The following is a 24,766-nucleotide window of genomic DNA, read 5'->3' as shown; positions in this document are numbered from 1 at the left end:
CCGGTGGATGCCGGGCCGCAGAACTGTCAGAACTCGAAGACGAGCCGGGCTTCGGCCCGTCCGCCGAGGACCTCGTCGAAGGACTCGTTGACCTGCTCCAGGCGCCGCTGCTCGGCGATCACCTGGGTGCGTCCGGCCGCGTGCAGCGCGAACACCTCGGCCAGGTCCTGGCGGGTGCCGACGATGGAGCCGATGACGGAGATCCCGCCGAGCACGGTCTCGAAGATCGGCACGTTGATCGACGCGTTGTCGGCGGGCAGTCCGACCATCACCAGGCGCCCGCCGCGGTTCAGGGACCGGTAGGCCTGCTCGAAGGCCTTGGCGCTCGCGGCCAGCACCACGGCCACATCCGCCCCGCCGGCCTGCCTGATCTCCTCGACCGGGTCGTGCGTGCGGGCGTTGACGATCTGGTCCGCGCCGAGCTTGTGGGCGAGGCCCAGCTTGTCCGGTTCGAGGTCGACGGCGGTGACGAAGCCGCCGACGAGTCGCGCGTACTGCACCGCCAGGTGGCCGAGGCCGCCGATGCCGAAGACGGCGACCCGTTCGGCCGGGACCACGTTCGCGACCTTTATGGCCTTGTACGTGGTGACGCCGGCGCAGGTCAGCGGTGCCGCGTCGAAGGACGACACGCCGTCGGGGACCTGGACGACCGAGCCCGCGTCTGCGACGGCGTACTCGGCGTAGCAACCGTCCACCGAGTAGCCGGAGTTGACCTGGCTCTCGCAGAGGGTCTCCCAGCCGGAGACGCAGTAGCGGCAGGTGCCGCAGGACGAGCCGAGCCATGGGATGGCGACCCGCTTGCCGATCAGGTCCTCGGAGACGCCGGCGCCGACGGCCTGGACGGGGCCGATGCCCTCGTGGCCGGGGGTGAACGGCGGCTGCGGCTTGACGGGCCAGTCGCCGTGGGCGGCGTGGATGTCGGTGTGGCAGAGGCCGGAGGCCTCCATGCGGACGAGCACCTGGCCGGGGCCGGGCTCGGGGACGGGCAGCTCCTGGATCTCCAGGGGCTTGCCGAAGTCGGTGACGACTGCTGCCTTCATGATCAGCTCCTCGGATGGCGGGTGTGTTCGGGCCCGGGTCTCGTCCGGGTCCTGTATGTGGGTGACGAAGCGCAGCCCGTCCCCTGCTGCGAGGGAGAAGCCGCCCGGTGTTCCCTCCTCGACGTCCAGGACGAGGCGCGGGCGGCCGAGCGCCTGGTACAGGTCGGCGTCGATGTGGAAGGTGCAGCCGTCCAGGACGCCGAGCAGCATGTCGCCCTCGCCGAGGGCAAATTCGCCGCCGGGGAAGCACATCGGATCGCTGCCGTCGCAGCAGCCGCCGGACTGGACGAACATCACCGGCCTGCCATGGGCGGCGCGCAGGGCCGCGATGGCCTTGTGCGCCGCCCGGGTGGCGGTGACGCGCCCGGCGTTGCCGTTGTGAAGCGTCGCGGGCATGTCGGTGCACCTCTTCGGATCCGCAGGGACTGGTGCGGGAACTGCAGGGACTGGTGCAGGACTGCAGGGACTGGTGGACCCGGCGGTCCGCTCAGAACAGCCCGAGCGGCTTGGTGCCGTAGCTGACCAGGAGGTTCTTGGTCTGGCTGTAGTGCTCGAGCATCATCTTGTGCGTCTCGCGACCGATGCCGGAGACCTTGTAACCACCGAACGCGGCACCCGCGGGGTACTGGTGGTAGCAGTTCGTCCAGACGCGGCCCGCCTTGATGGCGCGGCCCATCCGGTAGGTGCGTCCGGTGTCGCGGCTCCACACGCCGGCCCCGAGACCGTACAGCGTGTCGTTGGCGATCTCGAGCGCCTCGGCCTCGTCCTTGAAGGTGGTGACCGCGAGGACGGGACCGAAGATCTCCTCCTGGAAGACCCGCATCTTGTTGTGGCCCTTCAGGACGGTCGGCTCGTAGAAGAAGCCGTCCGCGAGCTCCCCTCCGATGACGGGGCGGTGGCCGCCGACGAGGAGCTCGGCGCCTTCCTTCAGGCCGATCTCGACGTAGGAGCCGATCTTCTCGACCTGCTGACGGGAGACCTGGGGGCCGATCATGGTCGTCGGGTCGAGTGGGTTGCCCTGCTTGATGGCGCGGATGCGCTCCAGGCAGCGGCCCATGAACTCCTCGTAGATGTCCTCCTGGATGAGGGCGCGGGAGGGGCAGGTGCAGACCTCACCCTTGTTGAACGCGTACAGCACGAGTCCCTCGACGGCCTTGTCCAGGAAGTCGTCGTCCTCGGCGGCCACGTCGTTGAAGAAGATGTTCGGCGACTTGCCGCCCAGTTCCAGGGTGACCGGGATGATGTTCTCGGACGCGTACTGCATGATCAGCCGCCCGGTGGTGGTCTCTCCGGTGAAGGCGACCTTGGCGATGCGCTTGTTGGTGGCCAGCGCCTTGCCGATGGCGGCGCCCGGGCCGTTCACGACGTTGACGACACCGGCGGGGAGGATGTCGCCGATGACCTCCATCAGCTTCAGGATCGACCACGGAGTCGGCGAGGCCGGTTTGAGGACCGAGGCGTTGCCCGCGGCGAGCGCCGGGGCCAGCTTCCACGCGGCCATCAGCAGCGGGAAGTTGAACGGGATGATCTGCCCGACCACGCCCAGCGGCTCGTGGAAGTGGTAGGCGATCAGGTCCTTGTCGATCTCGGTGATCGAGCTCTCCCCGGCGCGTATCGCGGCCGCGAAGTAGCGGAAGTGGTCCGCCGCGAGCGGGATGTCGGCGGCGAGGGTCTCACGGACGGGCTTGCCGTTGTCCCAGCTCTCGGCGACGGCGAGTTCCTCGCGGTGGGCGTCGATGGCGTCGGCCACCTTGTTCAGCACTGCGGCCCGCTGAGCGGTGGACGCCTCGCCCCACTTGTCCTTCGCTGCGTGTGCGGCGTCCAGGGCGAGTTCGATGTCCTGGGGGCCCGACTTGGGGACCTCGCAGAACGGCTTGGCGGTGGCGGGGCTCAGGTTGGGTGAGTACTCACCGGTGGTGGGCGCCTGCCACTTGCCGCCGATGAAGTTCTCGTAGCGGGGCGAGACGTCGACGGGGCTGCCCGTCGCACCCGGATGCTCGTACGTCATGATCGTCACCTTTCGCGAGGGTTGTGGTGATGCTCAGCACGCTAGGAGCGGGAACGCTGCAACACCGCTGCATGTCGTCCGGCCTGCGGCTGAAGATCTGATGCGGCATCCAGACCGCGGGCCCGTGCTGCCGCGGCAGCACGCTGCGCCGAGCCGCCCGGCAGTCTGTGGGCGAGCGTGAGCCACGCGAGCGAGTCCTCGGCGCCCCAGGCCGCGTTCACCCAGCGGCGCAGCAGCCCGGCATCGCCACTGCCGAGGACGGCACCGCGCAACTGCTGCTCCAGGGCCCGCCGGTGCTCGACGACGGCCGGTGCCTCGGAGCGCGGCAGCAGCGGGCCGCGGTAGCGGGCCAGCGCCTCGTCCACCCGCCCTTCGGCGAGCAGCGCCGAGACCTCCCCGAAGTCGGTGCGCACCGGGCAGAGGAGCGCGTACGGTCGCGAGCCGAGCAGGGCCGGGCCGAGCACCGCGCGCAGCCGGGTCATCTCGGCCCGCAGGGTCGAAGGAGGCACCTCCCGCTCCGACAGGTCCACGGCCAGCCGGTCGCCGTGCACGCCCCGGCCCTCCAGGGCGAGCGCCACCACGATCTCGCTGTGGCGCGGGCTCAGCCGGTGGACGCGCCCGGCGCTCTCCAGCAGGGCACAGTCCCGGCCCAGTGCGGCCAGCCCTGCACCCGCCCCACATCCGACGGAGGACGCGTGCGGAACCCACCCGTCCGGGCCGAGCGGAGTCGGCGGTACTGGCAGTGCACGGGCGAGCTCGGCCTCGGCCAGCAGCGCGGCTCCGCGCACCGCGGCGAGGGCGGGTGGCGTGGCGATGGTGGCGCCCCCGGAAAGGTCGACCACACCGAGCAGGCGCCCGGTGCCGGGGTCGCGCACGGGGGCAGCGGCGCACGACCAGTCATGCACGGCAGAGTTGTAGTGCTCGCCGGCCACGATCTGAACGGGCTGTCCGACCTCCAGCGCCGTGCCCGGGGCGTTGGTCCCGGCCTGCGCCTCGGACCACACGGCCCCCGCCACGAAGTGCATCCGCTCGGCGCGCCGCAAGGCCGCGGAATCACCCTCTACCCACAGCAGGGTCCCGTCGGCGTCACCGACCGCGAAGAGGTGCCCGTCATCGGCGGCACCGGCTCCCAACAGCTCCCGCAACAGGTGCAGTACGGCGGCAAGCGGATGGCCCCGCCGGTACGCGGCCAGCTCCTCGGATGTCCTGAACAGGGGCGGCAGACGACTGCCGTCGGGCCGTACGCCGCACGCCGTGCAGCGACTCCACGAGTCGGCCACCAGACGCCGCACTCCTGACGCTGACGGCGTGCCGAGCGAGGTCACGAACTGCTCGTGCACGGTGCGCAGCGCGGACGCAGAGGCGGATGTGGAGGTGGAAATGGGGCTGGAGGCGGATGTCGAGGCAGCGGTGGAAGTGTCCATGGCACCTCCCTCGTGCCTTGCTTCCGGTTGGGTCACACCATCACCAGCACTCGGTGGCGCGTTGTAGAGGCCGAACGGCCCCCTTCTCAGGGGCCGTTCGGCCTGCCGCGGACCAGCGCCAAGGGCCAGCGGGCCTGGGAAGAGCCGACGGCGCGAGGGCCGTCCCGGTTGGGGGGACGGGGAGCCCCTCACAGTTACCCGAAGCCGACGCCCGCACCTGATTCCATGGTCAGTCGGACGGAAGATATTCAGGAGGGACAACCGGTCAAGGTTGAGGGCGCGTTGGGGCCTTGCGCCTCGTGCTCCTCTGCGTGCCGTTGCCTCTCATGGGGCCGAACGGCTCTCAGCGCGACGGCCCATTGGCCTCTGTGCCCACGGTTCGCGGATCCGTCACCGTACCGGGCATGGAGTTCTCGCCCGTCGCGCACGGAGGGATGCACGCATGCTGAAACGGTGCCGCAAGGTGTTGCTGTGGCGCTGGCGGCGCAACCCGCTCAAGCGCCGCTCAGACGTCGCCGAAGCCTGGGTCGGGCTGGCTGCAGTGGCGGCGGTGCTGTTCGCCGCGCCGACGGTAGGTGTGACCGCGGCTGCCGTCGCCGAGCGTTCCGCGCTCACGGAGTCCCAAGGACTGCATCACGTCACCGCGAAACTCGTCGAGGACGCCCCCGCGGCGACCGTGGCGCGGTTCTCGGGCCCGGCGGACGACGAACTCGTCCGTGCGGCCGTGCGGTGGACGACGGATGGCTCCTCCAGGACCGGGACGGCCCTGGTGGCAGCGGGCCGCAAGGCCGGCTCACGGACGACGGTGTGGCTCGACGCGTCCGACCGTGTTCACCCCGCGCCACCCACCCCCGCCCAAGCCAGGGCACAAGGAGTAGTGACCGGTACGTCCGCCGCGGTGGGTGCGGCTCTCCTGGTACTGGGCCTCCGGTGGGCCGCCCGGGTACGGCTGGACCGGCGCCGATGGGCGCAGTGGGAACGGGACTGGGCCGCGTTCGACGCGCACCGGGGCCACCGGCACACATGACGGCCCGTCGGTGACGCGCGTTCGCCGCGACCCGGACCTGCCCCGGCCGGGGCCGCTGCTCTGCTTCGGGCTCCCCGCCTTGGTGCTCTGCTTCAGGCTCCCCGCCCTGGATGGCCGTGGGCGGCCGGGAACGCATCGGCCCATCCCCTGGAACGCGGCTCACCCCACCGTGGAGCTACGGTCCTTCGCCGAAACCGCCACCCTCGGCAGAGGGTCGTCAACGCCACCGCGGGCACCGTCACGCTCGAAGCCCTGAACGCCGCAGGCAGCACGAACCTGGCGGGAAAGGTCCTCATCGACATCGCCAGCCCGCTCGACCCCTCTCGGGGAATGCCGCCCCCGCTGAATCCGGTCACCACCGACAGCCTCCACGAACAGGTCCAGCGTGCCTTCCCCGACGCCCGCGTCGTGAAGACCCTCAACACCATGAACTGCCGCCTCATGGTCGAGCCCGACCGCCTCTCCGGAGCCCACAACATCTTTGTCTCCGGCGAGGACACGGTGCCGAGAGGCAGGTCACCGAGATGATGGTCTCCTTCGGGTGGCCCGAGAGCAGCGTCATCGACCTCGGTGGCATCGAGACCGCCCGAGGCGCCGAGATGCTGCTGCCGATCTGGCTGCGCCTCTACAGCACCCTCGGCCACACCGACTTCAACTTCCACATCCAGGGCGCCGGCTAGCACGCCCCGACGCAGGTGTCAGTGCCCGTCCTGCTTGGCCCGGCCCCGGGCCTGTGAGGCGATGACGGCGGCCTGGACGCGCCGCTCGACACCGAGCTTGGCCAGCAGACGGGAGATGTGGTTCTTCACCGTCTTCTCCGCGAGATAGAGCCGCTGGCCGATCTGCCGGTTGGTCAGCCCCTCACCGATCAGTGCCAGAATCTCCCGCTCCCGCTCGGTCAGGTCCGGCAGAGCATCCTGTTCCGGTTCCTTGGTCTGCTCGCCGCGCAGCCGGGCCATCAGCTTGGTGGTGGCGCTGGCGTCGAGCAGGGACTGGCCCGCGGCCACCGTGCGTACGGCCGACACCAGGTCGGAGCCCTGGATCTGCTTCAGCACGTACCCGGACGCCCCCGCCATGATCGAGTCCAGCAGCGCCTCCTCGTCATCGAACGAGGTCAGCATCAGACAGGCCAGCTCCGGCATGTGCGAGCGCAGCTCCCGGCACACGGTCACACCGTCCCCGTCGGGCAGTCGGACGTCGAGCACCGCGACCTGGGGACGCAGGGCGGGAACCCGCACCATGGCCTGCTCGACGGTGGCCGCCTCGCCGATCACGGTGATGTCCGGCTCGTCGTTCAGCAGGTCGCGAACCCCACGCCGTACCACCTCGTGGTCGTCCAGCAGGAAGACCCGGATCGGGCTCTCGGCGCCGGGCTGCTCGCTGTCCGCCATCGAATACTCCTCGTCGTACGTCGTGATCATGCACTGGGATCATGCGGGCGTGCGCCGATGTCAACCCGCCACGGGTTCTCGGCTCCCAGCCGGGGATCCTTCCCGCTTCAGAGCGTAACGGCCCGGGCAGTCCCGATTCCCCGCTGCCGGGCTTTACGCAAGCAGGTCCGGGGTGGCTGAGGGCCGACCGGCCCACCGGACGGGACATCCGGCACCTCCCTCCCGGCGGGTACCCGTTCGACGCTGGAAGGCCACAGAACTGCCCTATGAGGCTGAGGAGCGCGACACCATGGTCCGTTACGTGTACGACTTCCACCAGGGCGGCCGTGACATGGCCGACCTGCTCGGCGGCAAGGGCGCGAACCTGGCCGAGATGACCCGGCTCGGCCTGCCCGTGCCGCCCGGTTTCATCATCACCACCGAGGCCTGCCGGGCCTTCCTGGCCACTGGTGCCGAGCCCGAGGGACTGTCCCGGGAGGTCTCCGGCCACCTGGCCGCGCTGGAGGAGTCCGCCGGGCGCCGTGTGGGTCAGCCCGACGATCCGCTGCTGCTGTCCGTGCGCTCCGGGGCACGGTTCTCCATGCCCGGGATGATGGAGACGGTCCTGGACATCGGCCTGAACGACGACTCCGTGCTGGGGCTGGCCAAGGTGTCCGGCAACGAGCGGTTCGCCTGGGACTCCTACCGCCGCCTGGTCCAGATGTTCGGCAGTACGGTCATGGGGGTCGACTCCGCGCTGTTCGAGCAGGCCATCACGCTACTGAAGGACTTCCGGGGCGCCGAAGACGATGTGCACCTGGACGCCGGCGATCTCGCCCAGCTGGTGGAGACGTACAAGGACCTGATCCACGACGAGACCGGCGAGGACTTCCCGCAGTCCCCCGCCGAACAGCTGCGCCGGGCCGTCCTCGCGGTCTTCCAGTCCTGGAACGGCGACCGCGCCCGCCTGTACCGCAGGCGCGAGCACATCCCGGGCGACCTGGGCACCGCCGTCACCGTCCAGCGCATGGTGTACGGCAACCTCGGCCCCGACTCCGGCAGCGGCGTCGCCTTCACCCGCGACCCGGCCACCGGCCGCCCCGGCCTGTACGGCGACTACCTGCCCAACGCCCAGGGCGAGGATGTCGTCGCCGGTATCCGCAACACCGTGCCCCTGGCCGAACTGGAACGTCTCGACACACGGTCGTACCGGCAGCTGCTCACCCACATGGGCACCCTGGAGAACCACTACCGGGACCTGTGCGACATCGAGTTCACCATCGAGCGCGGCACCCTTTGGATGTTGCAGACCCGAGTGGGAAAGCGCACCGCCGAAGCCGCGTTCACCATCGCGGCGGAGCTGGTCGACGAGCGGCTCATCACCCCGGACGAGGGGCTGGTACGGGTGAGTGGGGAGGGGCTGGCCCGGCTGATGTTCCCCCGCTTCGACGCCTCGGCCACCGGTGAGGCGCTCGCCCACGGTCTGCCCGCCTCGCCGGGCGCCGCGGTAGGTGCCGCGGTCTTCGACTCCGCCACGGCTGTACGGCGGGCGGCGGCCGGCGAGCGGGTGATCCTCGTACGCCAGGAGACCACCCCCGACGATCTGCCGGGCATGGTCGCCGCGCAGGCCGTGCTGACCAGCCGGGGCGGCAAGACCAGCCACGCGGCCGTGGTGGCCCGCGGCATGGGCAAGGTCTGCGTGTGCGGCGCGGAGGAACTCACGGTCGACATCGAGCGGCGGCGTTTCACCACCCGTGACGGCACTGTCGTCGAGGAGGGAACGGTCATCTCGGTGGACGGCTCCGCCGGGGCCGTGTACCCGGGCGCGGCCCCGCTGGTCGACTCCGAGGTCATGCGGTACCTGGAGACCGGTGAGCGGTCGGAGGGCGTGGTGACCGCAGTCGCCCGTGCCCTGGAACAGGCCGACGGCGCACGACGGTTGGAGGTGCGGGCCAACGCGGACACCCCCGAGGACGCCGCGCGCGCCCGGCGGTTCGGCGCGCAGGGCATCGGGCTGTGCCGCACCGAGCACATGTTCCTCGGCGAGCGCCGCCGACTGGTCGAGGAGATGATCCTCGCCGACGACGACCTCACGCGCGAGCGTGCGCTCGCCGCCCTGCTCCCCCTGCAACGGCAGGACTTCATCGGCATCCTGGAGGCGATGGACGGCCTGCCGGTCACCATCCGCCTCCTCGACCCGCCGCTGCACGAGTTCCTGCCCGACCGCACCGAACTCGCCGTACGCATCGCCACCGCGGAGGCCCGGGGCGACCTCCCGGACCCGCACGATGCCGAGTTGCTCGACGCGGTGAGCCACATGCATGAGGAGAACCCGATGCTCGGCCTGCGCGGTGTCCGCCTCGGCCTGGTGGTGCCGGGTCTGGTCGCCATGCAGGTGAGGGCCATCGCCGAAGCCGTGGTCGAACGCACGAGGGTCGGAGGCTCCCCAAAGGCCGAGATCATGGTGCCGCTCGTCGGCGCCGTCGAGGAACTGCGGATCGAGCGCGACGAGGTGCGACGGGTGCTGGCCGGGGTCTCCGCGGAGACCGGTGTTCCCGTCACATGCCCGGTCGGCACCATGATCGAGCTGCCTCGCGCCGCGCTCACGGCGGCCCGGATCGCCGAGCAGGCGGAGTTCTTCTCCTTCGGCACGAACGACCTCACCCAGACCACCTGGGGCTTCTCCCACGACGACGTCGAGGCCGAGTTCTTCTCCGCCTACCTGGACAAGGGCATCTTCAGCACCTCACCGTTCGAGACCCTCGACCGGGAGGGCGTGGGCCGGCTGGTCCGGATCGCCGTCGCCGAGGGCCGCGCGACGCGGCCGGACCTGAAGATCGGGGTCTGCGGCGAACACGGCGGCGACCCCGACTCGGTCCACTTCTTCCACGGCGAGGGACTGGACTACGTCTCCTGCTCCCCGTTCCGCGTCCCGGTGGCCCGCCTGGAGGCCGGACGAGCCGCGCTGTCGGGGACCCGGGGCAGCGACAGCCGGTGACGCGCGTCCAGGCCCCGCCCCTTGGCCTCAGCGGCTTGGGGGCGGGGCCCGGCCGTGCCGCAGCCCTCAGGGGTCGTACGGGGGATGAAGTGCCGTACCGACGACAGCCCCACCCGAGAAGCACGCCTCAGGCGAGGATCGGGGCACGGATGGGCTCCGACGAGCACTGGGAGGTCACTGCGCCAACGGCTTCGGCTGACGAAACACAGCTGCGCCCAGGCCCTGCCCAGACTCCAGCTGGCGCCGGCGCCCGGGCTGCGAGGGCGATCAGAACGACGGTGTAGATGACGTGGTAGTCGACGAACGGATCGGTCGACATGCTCGGCGAACAGCAGGCCTGTCAGCCCACACCACCGCTGATGCCGACGACGGCGGGCACGGTGCCCTCACTCTCGCGCTCCGGCTCCGCCCTCCACGGCAAGCGGTCAGCGTCGTCGGGCTGGGCGTGGCCCACGAACGCTCGGCGGTGCCGCCGGGAAGCGGAGATCCAGTCCGTACAGGGTGCGACCGCCGATCAGTTCACCCCCGGTGACCAGTTCGGGTTCGATGCGGACGAAGAGCGGATCGGGTCAGGGCACCCAGACGCGTCGATCTCGTCGGCTTCGAAGGCGACCACCGCGCCGACGATCGCACGGACCGGTTCTGAAGCCGCCGAGGTGCACAGCAACATCGCACCATCGGTGTCCGGGAAGAAGTCGACCGGCAGTACCGCGGGCAAGGCCCGGCGCGTGTGGACGATACGGCCGACGGGCGCCTTCGCCGGCAGGCGGGAGGCACTCCTGCCACTCCAGCTCACGGGCGGGAGGAGGACGAACCGTGGGGGCCCATCGGTCCCGACCGTGCCGGAGAGCGGCCTGTGTCGGGCCTCCCCGCTCCGCCAGACGTCAGCCGACGGTCAGATCGGGGCGGACGAGCGTGCCCGACCTGCCATGGACGATCTCGTATGCCGCATCCAGTGCACCGATCGCGGCCAGGCCACCCGTGCGTTCGACGAACCGGGCCGCGGCCTCCGTCTTGGGACCCATCGAACCGTCGGGAAACCTGCCACGGCGCAGGTCGTCGGGTGTGGCGTCGAGGAGGGGCTGCTGGTCCGGGGTGCCGAAGTCGGCGTAGACGTTCGGAACGTCCGTGAGGATGAGCAGTAAGTCCGCCTTGAGGTCCTCGGCGAGCAGGGCCGCGGTGAGGTCCTTGTCGACCACCGCGTCCACTCCGTACAGCGCGCCGGTGTCGCGGTCGGCGGTGACGGGGATGCCCCCGCCGCCGGCGCAGACGACCAGCGCTCCGCAAGCGAGCAGGTCATGGATGGTGTCGGTCTCCACGATCTCCTGGGGTGACGGGGAGGCGACGACCCGGCGCCAGCCGGTGGTGTCCTGGGCGATGTGCCAGCCGCGCTTCCGGGCGAGTGACCGGGCGACGTCCCGGGGGTACACCTGCCCGACGAACTTGGTGGGCCGCGCGAAGGCCGGATCGTCGGCCCGCACGTGAGTGTGGGTCACCAGAGCGGCGATCTTGCGGCCGGGCAGGGCGTTGTACATGCTGCGGGCCAGAAGCGAGCCGATCATGCCCTCGGTCTGGGCGCCGAGCAGGTCCAGCGGATACGGGGCACTCAGCGCGGGATCAGACGCGCTCTCCATGGCGAGGAGGCCGATCTGCGGGCCGTTGCCGTGAGTGAGGACGACCTCGTGCTCGTGCGCGAGTGCGGCGACGGCCGTGGCGACCCGGTCGATGTTCGCCTGTTGCACGGCCGCGTCAGGGCGTTCGCCACGGTGCAGCAGGGCGTTGCCGCCGAGGGCGATGACGATGCGCATGGTTCAGTCCTCCAGGGTGGCGACGAGCACGGCCTTGATGGTGTGCAACCGGTTCTCCGCCTGGTCGAAGACGATGGAGGCGGATGAGGAGAAGACCTCGTCGGTGACTTCCAGTGCGTCCGGGCCGTAGTTGTGGAGCACTTCCTCGACGAGCCGGGTGTGGTGGTCGTGGAGGGCCGGCAGGCAGTGCAGGAACTTGACGTCCGGGTTGCCGGTGGCCGCGACGGTCTTGTCGTTGACCTGGTACGGCAGCAACAGGTCGATGCGATTCCCCCAGGTCTCCGGCGGCTCCCCCATGGAGACCCAGATATCGGTGTAGAGGAAGTCGGCCTCACGTACGCCCGTTTCGACGTCCTCGGTGAGGGTGATCCGGGCCCCGCTCCGCTCGGCGAGCGAGCGGCAGGCGGTGACCAGTGCGGGTTCCGGCCACAGCCCGGCGGGCGCGGCGATGCGTACGTCCATGCCGAGGAGGGCGCCCATGGCCAGGAGGGAATTGCCCATGTTGTTGCGGGCGTCCCCGAGGTAGCAGTAGGCGATCTCGGGCAGAGGCTTGCGGGTGTGCTCGCGCATGGTGAGGACGTCGCACAGACTCTGGGTCGGGTGCGCGGTGTCGGTCAGACCGTTGTAGACGGGGACACCGGAGTGGGCGGCGAGTTCCGTGACGGTCGACTGGGCTGAGCCGCGGTACTCGATGGCATCGAACATGCGGCCAAGGATGCGCGCGGTGTCGGCGACGGACTCCTTGGCGCCGATGTGGGTGTCGCCGGGACCGAGGTAGGTGGTCGCGGCGCCCTGGTCGGCGGCAGCGACCTCGAAGGCGCAGCGGGTGCGGGTGGAGGTCTTCTCGAAGATCAGCGCGAGGTGTCTGCCGGTCAGGCGTGGTCGCTCCGTGCCGCCGCGCCGGGCGGCCTTGAGGTCGGCGGCGAGGTCGAGGAGGTGATGGATCTCGGCGGCGGTGAAGTCGAGTTCGCTCAGGTAGGAGCGGCCTCGCAGGTCGATGGCCATGGTGGCCCTCCGTTCGGTCAGGCAACCGCGTCGCGTTCGACCGGGCAGCTCATGCAGCGCGGTCCGCCGCGGCCACGGCCCAGTTCGGCGCCGGCGACGGTGACGATCTCGATGCCCTGCTTGCGCAGATAGGTGTTGGTGGTCACGTTGCGCTCGTAGCCGATGACCACGCCCGGGGCGACGGCGAGGAAGTTGCTGCCGTCATCCCACTGCTCACGCTCGGCGCCCCGGATGTCCTGCGGCGCGGAGAGCATCCGGACCTTGTCCAGGTCGAGGGCCTCGGCCAGAGCGGAGGCCAGATCCGAGTTGGGGATCACCTCGAAACCGGCCTCATGGACGGTGCTGGGGATGAGCGTCCAGGAGCGCAGGGAGTCGGCGAGGCCCGGATAGATGGTGAAGGCGTCGCGGTCGACCATGGTGAGCACGGTGTCCAGGTGCATATAGGCGCGTGCGGCGGGGAGTTGGACCGCGACCAGCCGGTTCGCCGTGCCGGTGGTGAAGAGCCGGGCGGCCAGGTTCTCCACGGCCTGGGCCGTGGTCCGCTCCCCCATGCCGACCATGACGGCACCGTTTCCGAGGACGTGGACGTCACCACCCTCGAGGGTGCCCACTGCGCCGTCGAGGATCGGCGCCGGCGCGGCGGAGGCGAACCTCGGGTGGAAGCGGTAGATGACCTCGGCGTGCAGGCTCTCGCGCCGCCGGGCCGGCTTCGCCATCGGGTTGACCGACACCTGGTCGTACACCCAGCAGGAGTTGTCGCGGGGGAAGAGGTGGTTGGGCAGCGGCGCGAGAGCGAAGTCCTCGGCGTCCAGCGCGCTCCAGACCAGGCTGTGCGGGGTGGCGAGCGGCAGGTCACTCTTGAGCAGGCCACCGATCAGGTAGCCGGCGAGGGTCTCCGCGTCCAGTTCGGCGCACAGCTCACGCACCGGGTCCACCAGGGAGGGGCCGACGCTCGCGGGTGTGACGACGCGGTCCAGGAGCCAGTCGCGGGCGTCCGGCACGTCCAGTGTCCCGGCCAGCAGGTCGGCGAAGTAGTGCACGCGGGCGCCGTGGTCGCGCAGGACCTGCGCGAAGGCGTCGTGCTCCTCCCGGGCACGCTTGGCCCACAGGATGTCGTCGAAGAGCAGGGCGTCGACGTTGCGCGGGGTCAGCCGGGACAGTTCGAGACCGGGGCGGTGGAGGATCACCTGGCGGAGTCGGCCGACCTCGGAGTCGACGTGGAAGGTGTTCATGGCGGACTTCCTCGGGCCGTACGGACGTGGTCAGTCGTGGTGCCGCGGCGTGTACTGCGGGGCGCCGCCGGTGCGATACCTCCGCCTCCCCCGAGAGCTCCCCTTGGCCGTTATGGGCGTCTCGGGCGCCCGTGCCTGAGGGACCGTGGCCACCGGCTGTGCGGGCACCGTCTCGCCGTACTCACCGCGGTCGCGCTTCAGCCAGACGTAAACCGGCAGGCCGAGCAGCAGCACGAACAGCCCGTAGTAGACGGTCTGGTAGCCGCTGCCCTGGATCGACCAGTACGAGAAGGCCATCGCGAGCGCGGCGACGGTGACGTCCCGGGCCAGCTGCCTCGGCTTCAGGCTTTCCCGGCCGCGTACCAGCAGCCAGTACAGCTGGGCGGCGGCGGAGAACAGGTACGGGATCACGGCGGTGAGCACGCTCAGGAGGACGATCTTGGTGAAGACGTCTTCGAAGCGCGTGTAGCTGACCACGGTGATCAGCGAGGCGAGCAGGGTCGAGGCGACGATGCCGAAGACCGGGACGCCGTTCTCTCCGCGCAGCTTGGCGAAGGTCCCGGGGAAGAGTCCGTCGCGAGCGGCGGCGTACGGCATCTCCGCGCACAGCATGGTCCAGCCGTTGAGGGCGCCGATACCGGAGACTATGGCGGCCACGGCGACCGCGTCGCCCGCCCAGGTGCCGCCGAAGATGTTGTTCGCGGCGTCGGTGAACGGCGCGGTGGAGGCGCCGAGTTCGCCGTGCGAGACGGTACCGAAGACGGCGAGGGTGCCCAGGATGTAGATGACAGCGCAGACGAGCGTGCCGTACACGGTGGCGCGTGGCACGTTCCGGCCCGGCTCGCGCACGCGGCCCGCGACCACGGAAGCGGCCTCCAGCCCGAGATAGCTGAACAGGGCGATGGCCGCGGCGGCGGAGATCGCTCCCAACGCCGACCGGCCACTGGCGTTGAAGGCGCCGAAGTTGTCCGAGTCGATGAACAACAGCCCGATCGTGGCCATGAACACCAGCGGCACGAACTTCAGCACGGTGGTGATCACTTGGAATGCGCCGGTGTTTCGCACACCGGTGAGGTTGATCGCAGCGGGGATCCACAGGCCGATCAGGGCAATGAGCATCGAGATCCCGGTCCTGTGCCCGGTGTTGACGAACACCTCGACATAGCCGACCCAGGCCACCACGATCGCGGCGTTCCCCGCCCACGCGGTGATCCAGTACGACCAGGCGTTGAGGAACCCGGCGAACTCCCCGAAGGCCTCACGGGCGTAGACGTACGGCCCGCCGCTCGCCGGGACCCGCTTCGACAGTGCCCCGAACGTCACGGCCAGCGCGAGCGCGCCGAGCGTGACGGCGACGAACGCCACGAGCGAGATGGGCCCGTACGGGGCGAGGGCCGACGGCAGGGCGAAGACCCCGGTTCCGATGATGCTGCCGATCACGAGCGCGGAGGCCGCGGGAAGGCCAAGTGCCGCCCTCGGGGCGGCTGGTGCGCCGTCGTCGGCGGCTTCGGATCCTTTGAGGGGCGCGGACATGACTGTGCTCCTTGGGTTGATCGCAGAGAGGGAGTCGATCCGCGATTGATCCTTCTGCTCCACGGCGACCAGGGTGAGTGGCCACAAGTCCCCCTCTTGGCCCATTGGTCCCGAGTGCCGGAGGCTCACTCGCCTCAGGAGTCGCGTCGACGTGTGGATTCAGTTGTGCGGGACGACGGCGACCGGGCAGCCGACGTGGTGCAGCACCGCGTGCGTGACGGGACCGATGTGACTGCCCAGACGGCCGTCCCGCGTCCGGCGGCCCACGACGACGAGGGAGGCCCCAGTCGACGCGCGCACGAGTCCGGCGGTGACCCGGCCTTCGGCCACGGTCTCGACGACAGGGAAACCGGGGAACTTCTCGCACCACGGGCGCAGCGTCGCGACGACGGTGCGTTCCTGCGCGGCGAGCAGTTCCGGTCCGGGCACGGGCTCGGACCGGCTGTCCTCGGTGAGTTCGGACGACGCGCTGAAGACGTGGATCACGTGCAGCCTGGCGTCGCGGCGGCGGGCGGACTCGAAGGCGAACTCGATCAGTTCGTCGCAGGGGTGGCGGGTGTCCAGTCCGAGGACCACGTCACGGTAGGGCGTTTCGGGGATCTCCTCGGGTGACACGCCGTCCACGGCCGCCAGGTGTTCACCCGCCGGCGCCTGGCCCGCGCGGACGAGCACCACGGGACGCGGAGACCGGGCGACGACCCGCTGGGAGACCGAGCCGAGCACGAACCCGGCGAAGCCGCCGAGGCCATGGGAGCCGAGCACCATCAGGTCCGCGTCCGCGGCCGCTTCGGCCAGTGTGGCGACCGTGGAGTCGGCCTTCACCAGTTCACCGTCGATCTGCAGCCCGGGGTGCGCGGCGCGGACGCTGCCGACCTCGTCGTCCAGGGTCTGCGTGGCCCACCCGACCTGAGTGGTGCCGAGCGGTACGGAGGCGGCGGGACGCGGGCTCCACTGCCATACGTGCACGAGCCGCAGCGGCACACCGCGACGCCGGGCTTCCCTCGCTGCCCAGTGTGCGGCCGCGAGACTCGCCGCGGTTCCATCGACTCCAGCGACGACGTGTCGATTCATGGTGGGCACCTCCTGCATCCAGCCCTGTCTGCTCTTCCGACGGCCAGCGAACACCGCGCCCGTCTCCGACGCAGTGCGCCGAAGGGCTCTCGTTGATTGCAGACCGGCCCCATCCCAGGGCCCACTGGCCCATGGTTCGAGGTGCGCGGCGCGAACAAGCTGGAAGCGGTGGGTCCCTGGGCACGTATTTGGAGGCACGTCATGACCGGTCCCCTCACAGCCACCATGCTGCAGGCCCTGCCCGCCGAGCACCGGCAGCGGCTCATGCGGCTCCCCCAGGAGGTGTCGTTCCCCCAGGGAACCCGGCTGTTCGAGGAGGGCGGACGCGCAGACCGCTTCTGGATCATCCGTACGGGCACGATCGAGCTGGACATGCGTGTGCCGGGCCGTCAGCCGGCCGTGATCGAGTCCCTGCGGCACAACGAACTCGTCGGCTGGTCCTGGCTGTTCGCCCCGCACTCCTGGCACATGGGGGCGGAGGCCGTGACCCCTGTGCGGGCGTACGAATTCGATGCCGTCGCGGTCCGCTCGATGTGCGCGGACGACCCCGACCTGGGGCGGACGGTCGCGATGTGGGTGGGTGACGTGCTCGCCCACCGGCTGCACTCCGCCCGTACCAGGTTGCTGGACCTGTACGCACCGTATGGCAGCGGCAGTCTCCGGTGACCGGCCCACGCACGAACCGACACCACAGGGAGACATGATGGACAGCGCCCTTCACATCGTGAGCGACGTGATGACACAGACGGTCGTCGCCGTCGGCCGCGACGCGAACTTCAAGGAGATCGTGCGGCTGATGCAGGAGTGGAAGGTCAGCGCCCTGCCCGTCCTTGAGGGCGAGGGCAGGGTCGTCGGCGTCGTCTCCGAGGCCGACCTGCTGCCCAAGGAGGAGTTCCGCGACAGCGACCCCGACCGGTCCACACAACTGCAGCGCCTGTCCGACCTCGCGAAGGCCGGCTCGGTGACTGCCGGGGAGCTGATGACCTCACCGGCCCTCACCGTCCGCGCGAACGCGACCCTCGCACAGGCCGCGCGGACCTTGGCCCGCGCCAAGGTCAAGCGGCTCCCCGTCGTCGACGAGTTGGGCATGCTGCAGGGCATCGTCAGCCGCGCCGACCTGCTCAAGGTGTTCCTGCGGGACGACGAGGACATCGCCGAGCAGGTACGGCGCGAGGTCGTGTCGTACCTTTTCCCCGCCCCGCCGTCCGCCGTACGCGTCGAGGTGCGGGACGGCATCGTGACGCTCAGCGGCCGCATCCGGGAAACGTCCCTGGTACCCGTGGCGGCGCGTTTGGTCCGAGCCGTCGAAGGGGTCGTGGACGTGACCTTCGACCTCTCCGATCCCGGCCTCTCCGTCGCCCCCTCCAGGCCTTCACCGGGACACGAGGAGAGCGCTTCGCCCGCATGAACCCGGGGCGCAAGCGGCCGAGACGGTGCCCCTGTCCTGTGCCGACGGGTCGACCGGCCCCGCGATCAGGCCGACCTCGCGCCCCCACCCCTGCCTCCGCCCGCGACGGCGGAGGCACACGCTCGCCGCCGTCCCCGCATCACCGATCGGGGGCGGCCGAGTGCTGCACGGGGAATGGAGCATCCAGCGGTACGGAACGGAAAGCGGGCTGCCCAGCGGGTTTTGCAGCGCAAGTACAACGTCGTCTGGCGGACGGTGCGGCGAGCTCTGGACGGGCAGTGGCCCGAGCCCCGGCGGAGACCGCGGCAGCGGGCATCCCGGCTGGCCCACACCAAAGCCAGTCGCCAGCTGTCCAGCGGCCCCGGATCTCATGACCATGACGTCCCGGGGCCGCCGTCACCGGCCGGTGCGCCCGGTGAAGGGGTGCGGCCCGACCCGCGCCGGGGAGGCAGGGCAAGGCCGCCGACACGTGCACGTGCCGTGTCACCGGTTCAACGGGCACGGCAAGACCAAGGACACGGGTGCGTCACCACGATGATCGGTCAAGTGGGCTCTTCGGATTACACGCCACTGCCGTGCGCGCCGGCCTCTGGCCGCCGTTCCTCGAGCGATTGCAGGACCTCGGTGGGCACACGCGCACGGCTGCGACCATCTCCACCGTCTCGCTCCAGCTCACCCATATCCAATCGCCCTGCCGCGCACCCACTTTTAGCACCGTGCCCCACTCCGGGTCCGAAGCGATACCCGCCCAGGCCGCCACCGGATGACCCAGGCGAGCCTTCGCCACCTCGCCGTCCGTTCCCACCCGTCGCGCCCCGCGCGTCCTTTCGCGGTGGGGTTCGTTTCCGTGGCGACCGGCCGCACAGTCGTCCGCCCGGCGGCAGCGGACCGCGCCGGGCGGACGATCGAGGTCAGCGCCCCCCCTTCGTGGCATCAGGTCAGGGCGACATCGCCGGTAGGCGGCTGCCGTTCGCGGGCGCGTACCGCCTCGACGGCTTCAACACTGCTCGGGGTCGAGTACGGCCAGTGCGGCGGGGAAGACCCCGTCCTGCTCCCTGAGGATGCGCTCGCGCAGCAGGCCGAGTGTCTTGATGAGGCGCTCCGGCCAGGTGGGGTCGGCCAGGAATGGTCCGTCCGCTTCTGCCAGCACGGCTTCGATGCGGCGGTGCTCGGCCTCCAGCGCGGCGATCTTCTCGGGGAACTCGGCGGCCATCGCGGGAAACAGGCCGCCTTCCTCCACCTGGGTGTGCGGACCGAGCACGGCGGCGATCTCCCGGGCCAGTTCCGCCATGCGCGTGACCCTGCCGTCGCGGTGAGCGTCGCGCACGTGGCTGATGAGGTTGACAACCGTGTCATGCTCGCGGGTCAACTCGTCGGTCGGCGTGAGGGATTGGCATCCGCAGTACTCGCACATGTCAGGCTCCGTTCCCGGTCAGTGCGAGTGGACGGCGGGCGACCGGCGGGTGAGCACGTGCCGAACGCCCGTGCCCGTGAAGGCCAGCGCCAGCGCCGCGACCACGCCCAGCAGGATCAGTCCGATCGCGTAACTGCCGTAGGCGCCGTACAGCGAGCCCATCACCAGGGGCGGTACGAACCCGCCCAGGCCGCCCGCGGCGCCGACGATACCGGTGACCGAGCCGACCTTGTAACGCTGCGCAACCTCAAGCACGACGTCATTCCCGTACCCCGTAGCGGCCGCGGCACGCTGAACCTGGTGCTGGAGAGCCACTGGATGCTCCTCGTCGGCTGGTACGGCGTGATCGCGCTGCTCGTCCTCACTCGCTTCTGGACCTACTGGAGTGGCCTGCTGTGAGGGCCGATCGGATGCGCCTTCCGGGATGCCGGCGCGGCTGCCGCACTCGGTCCGTGCCACGGAGCCCACCATCATGCTGCTGAACATGCTCGCCGCGCCGGAGGCCTCCGCTGCGGCATGACACGGCACCGGCCCCCACACCATCGATGTCATCGGCGGTGGGGGGCCGGTTGCTGGTGCTCAGCCCTCCGCGTGGGCCAGCCAGAGGTCGGGCCCGAAGACCTCGTAGCGGATGTGCCGGGCGGGGACGCCGACGCGCAGCAGCTGCGAGCGCACGGCGCGCATGAAGGGCACCGAGCCGCACAGGTAGACGTCCGCGTTCTCCGCGAGGTTCAGGTCACTGAGGTCCATCTGGCCGGTGCGGGCGCCGGGTTCGTCGGTGGCGTCCTGCTCGTACCAGAACTGGGCCCGGGCGACCGGCAGTTCACCGAGCAGTCGGTGTATGTCGGTGCGCAGGGCATGGTCGACCGGGGAGCGATCGGCGTGCAGCACCTGGACCGGACGGTCGCTGCCGGTGGCCGCGAGGTGCTCCAGCATGCCGACCATCGGGGTGCAGCCGATGCCCGCCGAGACCAGCAGCAGCGGCATGTCGGCGTCGTCGAGGACCACGTCGCCGAACGGTGCTGACAGGGTGAGCTCCTCGCCGGGCCGGACGGTGCGGTGCAGCCGGTTGGACACCTCGCCCTCGGGGGCGTCGGCCACGCTCGCGACCCGCTTGACCGTGATGCGCCGCAGCTTGTCACCGGGCGCGTTCGACAGGCTGTACTGGCGGGTCTGGTGCACGCCGTCGGGCATGCGGACGCGGACGCTGACGTACTGTCCGGCGCGGGCGGGCGGCAGGGGGGCGTCGTCAGCCGGCCGCAGCAGGAAGGACACGGCGTCGGGGGTCTCCTCGCGCCGCTCGACCACGGTCCACTGCCGCCAGGGGTGCCGCGGGTCGACCTGTGCCTCCAGGTACAGGCGGGCCTCCTGGGCGATGAGGGCGCCGGCCATCAACCAGTACACCTCGTCCCAGGCGGCGGCGACCTCGGGGGTGACCGCGTCGCCGAGTACGTCGCCTATGGCGCGGAACAGGTATTTGTGGACGACCGTGTACTGGTCCTCGGTGACCCCGAGCGCGGCGTGCTTGTGGGCGATCCGGGACAGCAGGGCGTCCGGGCGGGCGTCGGGGTCGGAGAGCAGCGCCTGGGCGAAGGCCGCGATGGACCCGGCCAGCGCCTTCCGCTGTTCGCCGCTGGCCTGGTTGCCGCGGTTGAACATGCCGTCCAGGAGCTCGGGGTGCTCGCTGAACATGGTCTGATAGAAGCGCGTCGTGATCTCGTCCAGGGCCCCGCCCACGGCGGGCAGGGTGGCACGGACGACAGCGGCGGACTCGGGCGAAAGCATGGGTCTCCTCAGAAACGCAGACTGAAGTGCAGACGTGCGCGGGCACGCGGCTCACACATCACAACTGCAATCCATTTATCCGCCGATCGGTCCCCTTGTCGGCCTCCTCGGCTCGATCGAGGCCCAACGGCTCTGCAGGTCAGGTCCTTGGGCCCGGCAATGTGGAGCGAATCGGGGCCGGACGGCCCTATCGGCCTGCCCGCCCATCCCGGTTGCGAGCCCGGTCGTGCGCGGGTCCCCGGCGCGGCGGAGGGCAAACACCCCCTGCGCACACGCGGCCGGGCCGCCCGGGGATCTATGCGATGTCGAGGACTTCCCGGACGGGGCGGCGGGGTGTGGCAGGGCCCTGAGGTCCGTAACCGACGCGCAGCACCATCTGGACGTGGCCCCTGCCCGACACCGGATCGCGGGCCAGCAAGCGCAGATCGGGTGTCTCAAGGGGGTGGGACGTCAGGGAAGTGGCGAGGCCGGCGAGGGTGGCTTCGAGCAGGACGCGTTCCAGCGCCTGGCCGGCGACCAGCCAGTCGGCAAGCGCGTCGCCCCGTGTGCTGAGCAGCGCGAGGTGCGGGTGCTGCTCGAACGCGGTGGTGCCGCGGTCGGCCACCGGCCGCCGCCCGGCGAAGTCACGGAGGGGCGCCTTGCCGTCCCGCCGACGCGGCCCGAAAGCGTACTCGGGGACGCCGTCGGTGGCGACGTCCGCCTCCGGCCCGAGCCGGGTCCAGCGGCGCAAGTCCTCCATCCCGCTGGGATCCAGAGCGTCGCGGCTCTCCGCGTCGCGCACCAGTTCCAGCAGGGACTCGATGTGCCAGGCCCCCGGGAAGAGCAGCTCGGCGCCCTCCCGAGCCGCCGCTGCCTGCAGTGCGGCCCGTACGTCCTCCGGGATGTCCTTCTCCTCGAAGGGATAGCGGCTGGTGTGGCGCTGTCCGATCGCAGGGTGCAACCGGGCGAGGTCGTCCCCGTCCGGCTCCAGCGTCGCGGAGGCGCCCAGGCGTACGGCGGCCAGCAGCAGTGGATCCGCGGGCTCGGGGAGCAGCCGTACCTCCGCGGTGATTCCGGCGTGGGCGGCGGCGACGCGCAGATTGAACAGTGCCGCCCCGCACCCGATGTGCAGGGCCCGGTGGCCGGGGTCGGTGCGGTGCATGGCCCGCTCGAGATCGGCGCGCAGCAGCAGCACGCCCTCGTCGGTGACAAAGCGGAAGCTCCACGGCTGGGCGTTGTGCATGGAAGGGGCGGCTGTGGCTTCAGCGACCAGAGTGGTCACCGTTTTCGCGTCCAGCTGTGGCATGGCCGTGCGACCTCCTCACCTGACGAGTGCCTGTATCGGGGCGGCTGCTTCCAGTGTCCCAAGGAAGAGCCTGGCCCGCCTCGCCGAAGCACGCGTGCTCAGGCCCCAGGCGGACGGACGAGAGTGTTGTCACCGGTCCGGCCGACGAGGTAGTCCTCGACGTTGCCCACGGTCGTCTCGGCGATCTGACCGACCGCGTCACGGGTGAAGTACGCCTGGTGGGAGGTGACCAGGACGTTGTTGAAGGTCATGAGCCGGGCGAGTCGTTCGTCGGTCATCGCCTCCAGGGACTTGTCGAGGAAGACCACCCCGGCCTCCTCCTCGTACACGTCCAGACCGACACCACTGAGCCGCCCCGCACGCAACGTCGCCAGCAACTCATCGGTGTCGACCAGGCCGCCGCGGCTGGAGTTGACCAGGATCGCGTCGTCCCTCATCAGTGCCAGTACCTCGGCGTCCACCAGGTGATGGGTCTCGGGCAGGAGTGGCACACGCAGGCTGACCAGGTCGGACTCGGCGAACAGCCGCTCACGCGGGACGTACTCCATTCCGAGGTCCAGGCAGTCGGAGTTCTCGGTGATGTCCCAGCCGAGCAGCCGCATCCCGAAGCCATGGGTGATGCGGGCGAACGCAGCGCCGATCTTGCCGGTTCCGACCACTCCGGCCGTACGGCCGCGGAAGTCGCGGCCCATCAGACCGTCGAGGCGGAAGTCGAACTCGATGGTGCGATGCGCGGCTCGTACGATCCTGCGGTTGACCGCGAGCGCCAGCGCCCACGCGAACTCGGCGACCGAATAGGGCGAGTAGTACGACACCCGGGCCACCGTCAACCCGACTTTCTCGGCAGCGGACAGGTTGATGTTGTTGTAGCCGGTGGACCGCTGAGCGAGCATCCGGGTTCCGCCCTCCGCCACAGCCCTCAGAACCTGCGCGCCCAGGGTGTCATTGACACCGCTGAGCACGACCTCGTGGCCCGCTGCGGTAGCAGCGGCGTCCCGGTCCAGGAACATCCCCAGACAACGCAGCTCATGACGCCTGCGAGACCCGGTCGAACGCTTGCCGCAGCAGGGCCTCCTCGTCCGCGAGGACGCCGTACGCGACGATCTCCATGGGGGCTCCTCCCAAGGGCCAGGCGATCGTCACTCCACCCTAGGGGCCGTGGGTTCGTGAAGCCCACGGCCCGCGCCGATGCCGCAGTCAGCCCAGCGGAAGGCGAGCGGCGACGTACTCGGTGAGGTCGAGGAGGCGGTTGGTGTAGCCCCACTCGTTGTCGTACCAGCCGAAGACCTTCACCAGCTCGCCGTGCGCCTGGGTCAGCGGGGCGTCGAAGACGCAGGAGGCGGGGTCACCGACGACGTCGCGCGAGACGATCGGTGCCTCGGAAACCCGCAGGACGCCCTTCAGTGGCCCATCGGCGGCCTCCCGGAACGCCGCATTGACCTCCTCCGCGGTGACGGCCCGGTCGAGGACCACACTCAGGTCGGTCAGCGAACCGTCCTCCACGGGGACCCGTACGGCGATGCCGTCCAGGGTGCCGGACAGTTCCGGCAGGACGAGGCCGACGGCACGCGCAGCACCAGTGCTGGTGGGGATGATGTTCACGGCGGCGCTGCGGCCGCGGCGCAGATCCTTGTGCGGGCCGTCGAGAACGACCTGGTCGTTGGTGTAGCCGTGGATGGTGGTCATCAGCCCCTTGTCGATACCGAAGGACTCGTCGAGGACCTTCACCATCGGCGCCACGCAGTTGGTGGTGCAGGAGGCGTTGGAGACCACGTGGTCCCTCTCCGGGTCGTACGTGCCCTCGTTGACGCCCATGACCACGGTGGCGTCGACACCCTTGCCTGGCACGGACAGCAGCACCTTGCGCGCGCCGGCCTCCAGGTGCAGGCCGGCCTGTTCGCGGGTGCGGAAGCGGCCGGTGGACTCGATGACAACGTCCACGCCAAGGCTGCCCCAGGTCAGGGCGGCCGGGTCGCGTACGGCGGTGACGGCGATGCGGTGTCCGTCGACGGTCAGTGAGTCGTCGTCGTGTTCGACGGTGCGGTGCAGGCGGCCATACGTCGAGTCGTACGCCAGCAGGTGCGCCAGCGTGGCCGGTGAGGTGATGTCGTTGACCGCCACGACCTCGACCGGTGTGCCGGTGCCACGCTCCGCGCGTTCCAGCACGCAGCGCAGGTAGTTGCGGCCGATGCGGCCGAAGCCGTTGATGCCGACGCGCACGCTCATGTCCGTCGTCCTCCCGATCGATGCCCGGCGGTGTGCCGGGGTGGGTTCCCAGCCTGCGCGCGGACGATCGGGAGGGGCAGGGGCCGGACGGGGGCGGACTGCGGGACCTTCGGCCCCGAGTCGGGCTTCGCC

20 protein-coding genes and 3 pseudogenes are annotated in these 24,766 nt (G+C 70.5%); 6 read left to right on the top strand and 17 right to left on the bottom strand.

Translation table 11 applies throughout. From position 1 onward, the window contains the following. Positions 1-26 precede the first annotated feature (26 nt). From ACZ4Z3_RS14155 to ACZ4Z3_RS14140, 4 genes and pseudogenes are all read right to left on the bottom strand, one after another. On the bottom strand, positions 27-1,040 hold the full coding sequence (locus ACZ4Z3_RS14155) for a zinc-dependent alcohol dehydrogenase (protein WP_468501442.1): 1,014 nt from the start codon (positions 1,038-1,040) through the stop codon (positions 27-29). A gap of 69 nt (positions 1,041-1,109) precedes the next feature. Next, a pseudogene (locus tag ACZ4Z3_RS14150) lies at positions 1,110-1,436 on the bottom strand (DUF779 domain-containing protein); the annotation flags it as partial. Positions 1,437-1,527: 91 nt separating this feature from the next. Beyond that, entirely contained in the window at positions 1,528-3,051 is a 1,524-nt protein-coding gene (locus tag ACZ4Z3_RS14145) for an aldehyde dehydrogenase family protein (RefSeq protein ID WP_468501441.1), read from the bottom strand. Between the two features lie 38 nt (positions 3,052-3,089). Continuing rightward, positions 3,090-4,472 carry a GAF domain-containing protein gene (locus ACZ4Z3_RS14140; RefSeq protein WP_468501198.1) on the bottom strand — a complete coding sequence of 461 codons (1,383 nt, stop codon included), beginning with the start codon at positions 4,470-4,472 and terminating at the stop codon, positions 3,090-3,092. A 442-nt stretch (positions 4,473-4,914) separates the two neighbouring features. Between ACZ4Z3_RS14140 and ACZ4Z3_RS14135 the strand changes: the two genes are divergently transcribed. From ACZ4Z3_RS14135 to ACZ4Z3_RS14125, 3 genes are all read left to right on the top strand, one after another. Continuing rightward, on the top strand, positions 4,915-5,499 hold the full coding sequence (locus tag ACZ4Z3_RS14135) for an Rv1733c family protein (RefSeq protein WP_468501197.1): 585 nt from the start codon (positions 4,915-4,917) through the stop codon (positions 5,497-5,499). A 330-nt stretch (positions 5,500-5,829) separates the two neighbouring features. Continuing rightward, the gene (locus ACZ4Z3_RS14130) at positions 5,830-6,027 is read left to right on the top strand and encodes a hypothetical protein (RefSeq protein ID WP_468501196.1); all 198 of its coding nucleotides are present in this window, start codon (positions 5,830-5,832) and stop codon (positions 6,025-6,027) included. Then, entirely contained in the window at positions 6,024-6,179 is a 156-nt protein-coding gene (locus ACZ4Z3_RS14125; protein WP_468501195.1) for a hypothetical protein, read from the top strand. The genes ACZ4Z3_RS14130 and ACZ4Z3_RS14125 overlap by 4 nt, the downstream gene beginning before the upstream one ends. A gap of 18 nt (positions 6,180-6,197) precedes the next feature. Here the strand turns inward: ACZ4Z3_RS14125 and ACZ4Z3_RS14120 are convergent, their stop codons facing one another. Next, on the bottom strand, positions 6,198-6,890 hold the full coding sequence (locus ACZ4Z3_RS14120) for a response regulator (protein ID WP_468501440.1): 693 nt from the start codon (positions 6,888-6,890) through the stop codon (positions 6,198-6,200). Positions 6,891-7,179: 289 nt separating this feature from the next. Here ACZ4Z3_RS14120 and ppdK point away from each other — a divergent pair, with 289 nt between their 5' ends. Further along, entirely contained in the window at positions 7,180-9,867 is a 2,688-nt protein-coding gene (gene ppdK, locus ACZ4Z3_RS14115; protein WP_468501194.1) for a pyruvate, phosphate dikinase, read from the top strand. A 425-nt stretch (positions 9,868-10,292) separates the two neighbouring features. Here the strand turns inward: ppdK and ACZ4Z3_RS14110 are convergent. The 6 genes and pseudogenes from ACZ4Z3_RS14110 to ACZ4Z3_RS14085 form a co-directional block, all read right to left on the bottom strand. After that, positions 10,293-10,658, bottom strand: a pseudogene (locus ACZ4Z3_RS14110) (pyridoxamine 5'-phosphate oxidase family protein). 93 nt (positions 10,659-10,751) lie between these two features. Next, positions 10,752-11,675: a carbamate kinase gene (locus ACZ4Z3_RS14105; RefSeq protein ID WP_468501193.1), complete on the bottom strand. Its 924-nt coding sequence runs from the start codon at positions 11,673-11,675 to the stop codon at positions 10,752-10,754. Positions 11,676-11,678: 3 nt separating this feature from the next. Continuing rightward, entirely contained in the window at positions 11,679-12,680 is a 1,002-nt protein-coding gene (gene argF, locus ACZ4Z3_RS14100) for an ornithine carbamoyltransferase (RefSeq protein WP_468501192.1), read from the bottom strand. Positions 12,681-12,697: 17 nt separating this feature from the next. Beyond that, positions 12,698-13,912: an arginine deiminase gene (locus tag ACZ4Z3_RS14095; protein ID WP_468501191.1), complete on the bottom strand. Its 1,215-nt coding sequence runs from the start codon at positions 13,910-13,912 to the stop codon at positions 12,698-12,700. Positions 13,913-13,942: 30 nt separating this feature from the next. Further along, positions 13,943-15,352, bottom strand: a complete 1,410-nt coding sequence (locus tag ACZ4Z3_RS14090) for an APC family permease (protein ID WP_468501439.1) — start codon at positions 15,350-15,352, stop codon at positions 13,943-13,945. Between the two features lie 252 nt (positions 15,353-15,604). Next, positions 15,605-16,516, bottom strand: a complete 912-nt coding sequence (locus ACZ4Z3_RS14085; RefSeq protein ID WP_468501190.1) for a universal stress protein — start codon at positions 16,514-16,516, stop codon at positions 15,605-15,607. 201 nt (positions 16,517-16,717) lie between these two features. Here ACZ4Z3_RS14085 and ACZ4Z3_RS14080 point away from each other — a divergent pair, with 201 nt between their 5' ends. After that, entirely contained in the window at positions 16,718-17,182 is a 465-nt protein-coding gene (locus ACZ4Z3_RS14080) for a cyclic nucleotide-binding domain-containing protein (RefSeq protein ID WP_468501189.1), read from the top strand. Between the two features lie 37 nt (positions 17,183-17,219). Continuing rightward, complete coding sequence (locus ACZ4Z3_RS14075) at positions 17,220-17,924, top strand: CBS domain-containing protein (protein ID WP_468501438.1); 705 nt, start codon at positions 17,220-17,222, stop codon at positions 17,922-17,924. A gap of 997 nt (positions 17,925-18,921) precedes the next feature. Here ACZ4Z3_RS14075 and ACZ4Z3_RS14070 read toward each other — a convergent pair. From ACZ4Z3_RS14070 to gap, 6 genes and pseudogenes are all read right to left on the bottom strand, one after another. Next, positions 18,922-19,338, bottom strand: a complete 417-nt coding sequence (locus tag ACZ4Z3_RS14070) for a hemerythrin domain-containing protein (protein WP_468501188.1) — start codon at positions 19,336-19,338, stop codon at positions 18,922-18,924. Positions 19,339-19,356: 18 nt separating this feature from the next. Next, positions 19,357-19,593: a hypothetical protein gene (locus ACZ4Z3_RS14065; RefSeq protein ID WP_468501187.1), complete on the bottom strand. Its 237-nt coding sequence runs from the start codon at positions 19,591-19,593 to the stop codon at positions 19,357-19,359. Positions 19,594-19,917: 324 nt separating this feature from the next. Continuing rightward, entirely contained in the window at positions 19,918-21,123 is a 1,206-nt protein-coding gene (locus ACZ4Z3_RS14060) for a globin domain-containing protein (RefSeq protein WP_468501186.1), read from the bottom strand. Between the two features lie 295 nt (positions 21,124-21,418). Next, complete coding sequence (locus ACZ4Z3_RS14055) at positions 21,419-22,408, bottom strand: Acg family FMN-binding oxidoreductase (RefSeq protein WP_468501185.1); 990 nt, start codon at positions 22,406-22,408, stop codon at positions 21,419-21,421. A 98-nt stretch (positions 22,409-22,506) separates the two neighbouring features. Further along, positions 22,507-23,518: pseudogene (locus ACZ4Z3_RS14050) on the bottom strand (2-hydroxyacid dehydrogenase). An 87-nt stretch (positions 23,519-23,605) separates the two neighbouring features. Beyond that, on the bottom strand, positions 23,606-24,634 hold the full coding sequence (gap, locus tag ACZ4Z3_RS14045) for a type I glyceraldehyde-3-phosphate dehydrogenase (protein WP_468501184.1): 1,029 nt from the start codon (positions 24,632-24,634) through the stop codon (positions 23,606-23,608). Positions 24,635-24,766: the final 132 nt, after the last annotated feature.

Source organism: Streptomyces sp. NPDC030296 (assembly GCF_055572815.1).
This window is presented reverse-complemented; position numbering and strand designations above follow the sequence as displayed.

Bases quoted from the DNA above. Each gene is read 5' to 3' on its own strand.
- gap (WP_468501184.1), bottom strand. From the start codon at position 24,634: ATGAGCGTGCGCGTCGGCATCAACGGCTTCGGCCGCATCGGCCGCAAC.
- ACZ4Z3_RS14060 (WP_468501186.1), bottom strand. From the start codon at position 21,123: ATGCTTTCGCCCGAGTCCGCCGCTGTCGTCCGTGCCACCCTGCCCGCC.
- ACZ4Z3_RS14095 (WP_468501191.1), bottom strand. From the start codon at position 13,912: ATGAACACCTTCCACGTCGACTCCGAGGTCGGCCGACTCCGCCAGGTG.
- ACZ4Z3_RS14155 (WP_468501442.1), bottom strand. From the start codon at position 1,040: ATGAAGGCAGCAGTCGTCACCGACTTCGGCAAGCCCCTGGAGATCCAG.
- ACZ4Z3_RS14120 (WP_468501440.1), bottom strand. From the start codon at position 6,890: ATGGCGGACAGCGAGCAGCCCGGCGCCGAGAGCCCGATCCGGGTCTTC.
- ACZ4Z3_RS14055 (WP_468501185.1), bottom strand. From the start codon at position 22,408: ATGCCACAGCTGGACGCGAAAACGGTGACCACTCTGGTCGCTGAAGCC.
- ACZ4Z3_RS14080 (WP_468501189.1), top strand. From the start codon at position 16,718: ATGACCGGTCCCCTCACAGCCACCATGCTGCAGGCCCTGCCCGCCGAG.
- ACZ4Z3_RS14125 (WP_468501195.1), top strand. From the start codon at position 6,024: ATGATGGTCTCCTTCGGGTGGCCCGAGAGCAGCGTCATCGACCTCGGT.
- ACZ4Z3_RS14135 (WP_468501197.1), top strand. From the start codon at position 4,915: ATGCTGAAACGGTGCCGCAAGGTGTTGCTGTGGCGCTGGCGGCGCAAC.
- ACZ4Z3_RS14105 (WP_468501193.1), bottom strand. From the start codon at position 11,675: ATGCGCATCGTCATCGCCCTCGGCGGCAACGCCCTGCTGCACCGTGGC.
- ACZ4Z3_RS14070 (WP_468501188.1), bottom strand. From the start codon at position 19,338: ATGTGCGAGTACTGCGGATGCCAATCCCTCACGCCGACCGACGAGTTG.
- ACZ4Z3_RS14085 (WP_468501190.1), bottom strand. From the start codon at position 16,516: ATGAATCGACACGTCGTCGCTGGAGTCGATGGAACCGCGGCGAGTCTC.
- ACZ4Z3_RS14130 (WP_468501196.1), top strand. From the start codon at position 5,830: ATGCCGCCCCCGCTGAATCCGGTCACCACCGACAGCCTCCACGAACAG.
- ACZ4Z3_RS14075 (WP_468501438.1), top strand. From the start codon at position 17,220: ATGGACAGCGCCCTTCACATCGTGAGCGACGTGATGACACAGACGGTC.
- argF (WP_468501192.1), bottom strand. From the start codon at position 12,680: ATGGCCATCGACCTGCGAGGCCGCTCCTACCTGAGCGAACTCGACTTC.
- ACZ4Z3_RS14140 (WP_468501198.1), bottom strand. From the start codon at position 4,472: ATGGACACTTCCACCGCTGCCTCGACATCCGCCTCCAGCCCCATTTCC.
- ppdK (WP_468501194.1), top strand. From the start codon at position 7,180: ATGGTCCGTTACGTGTACGACTTCCACCAGGGCGGCCGTGACATGGCC.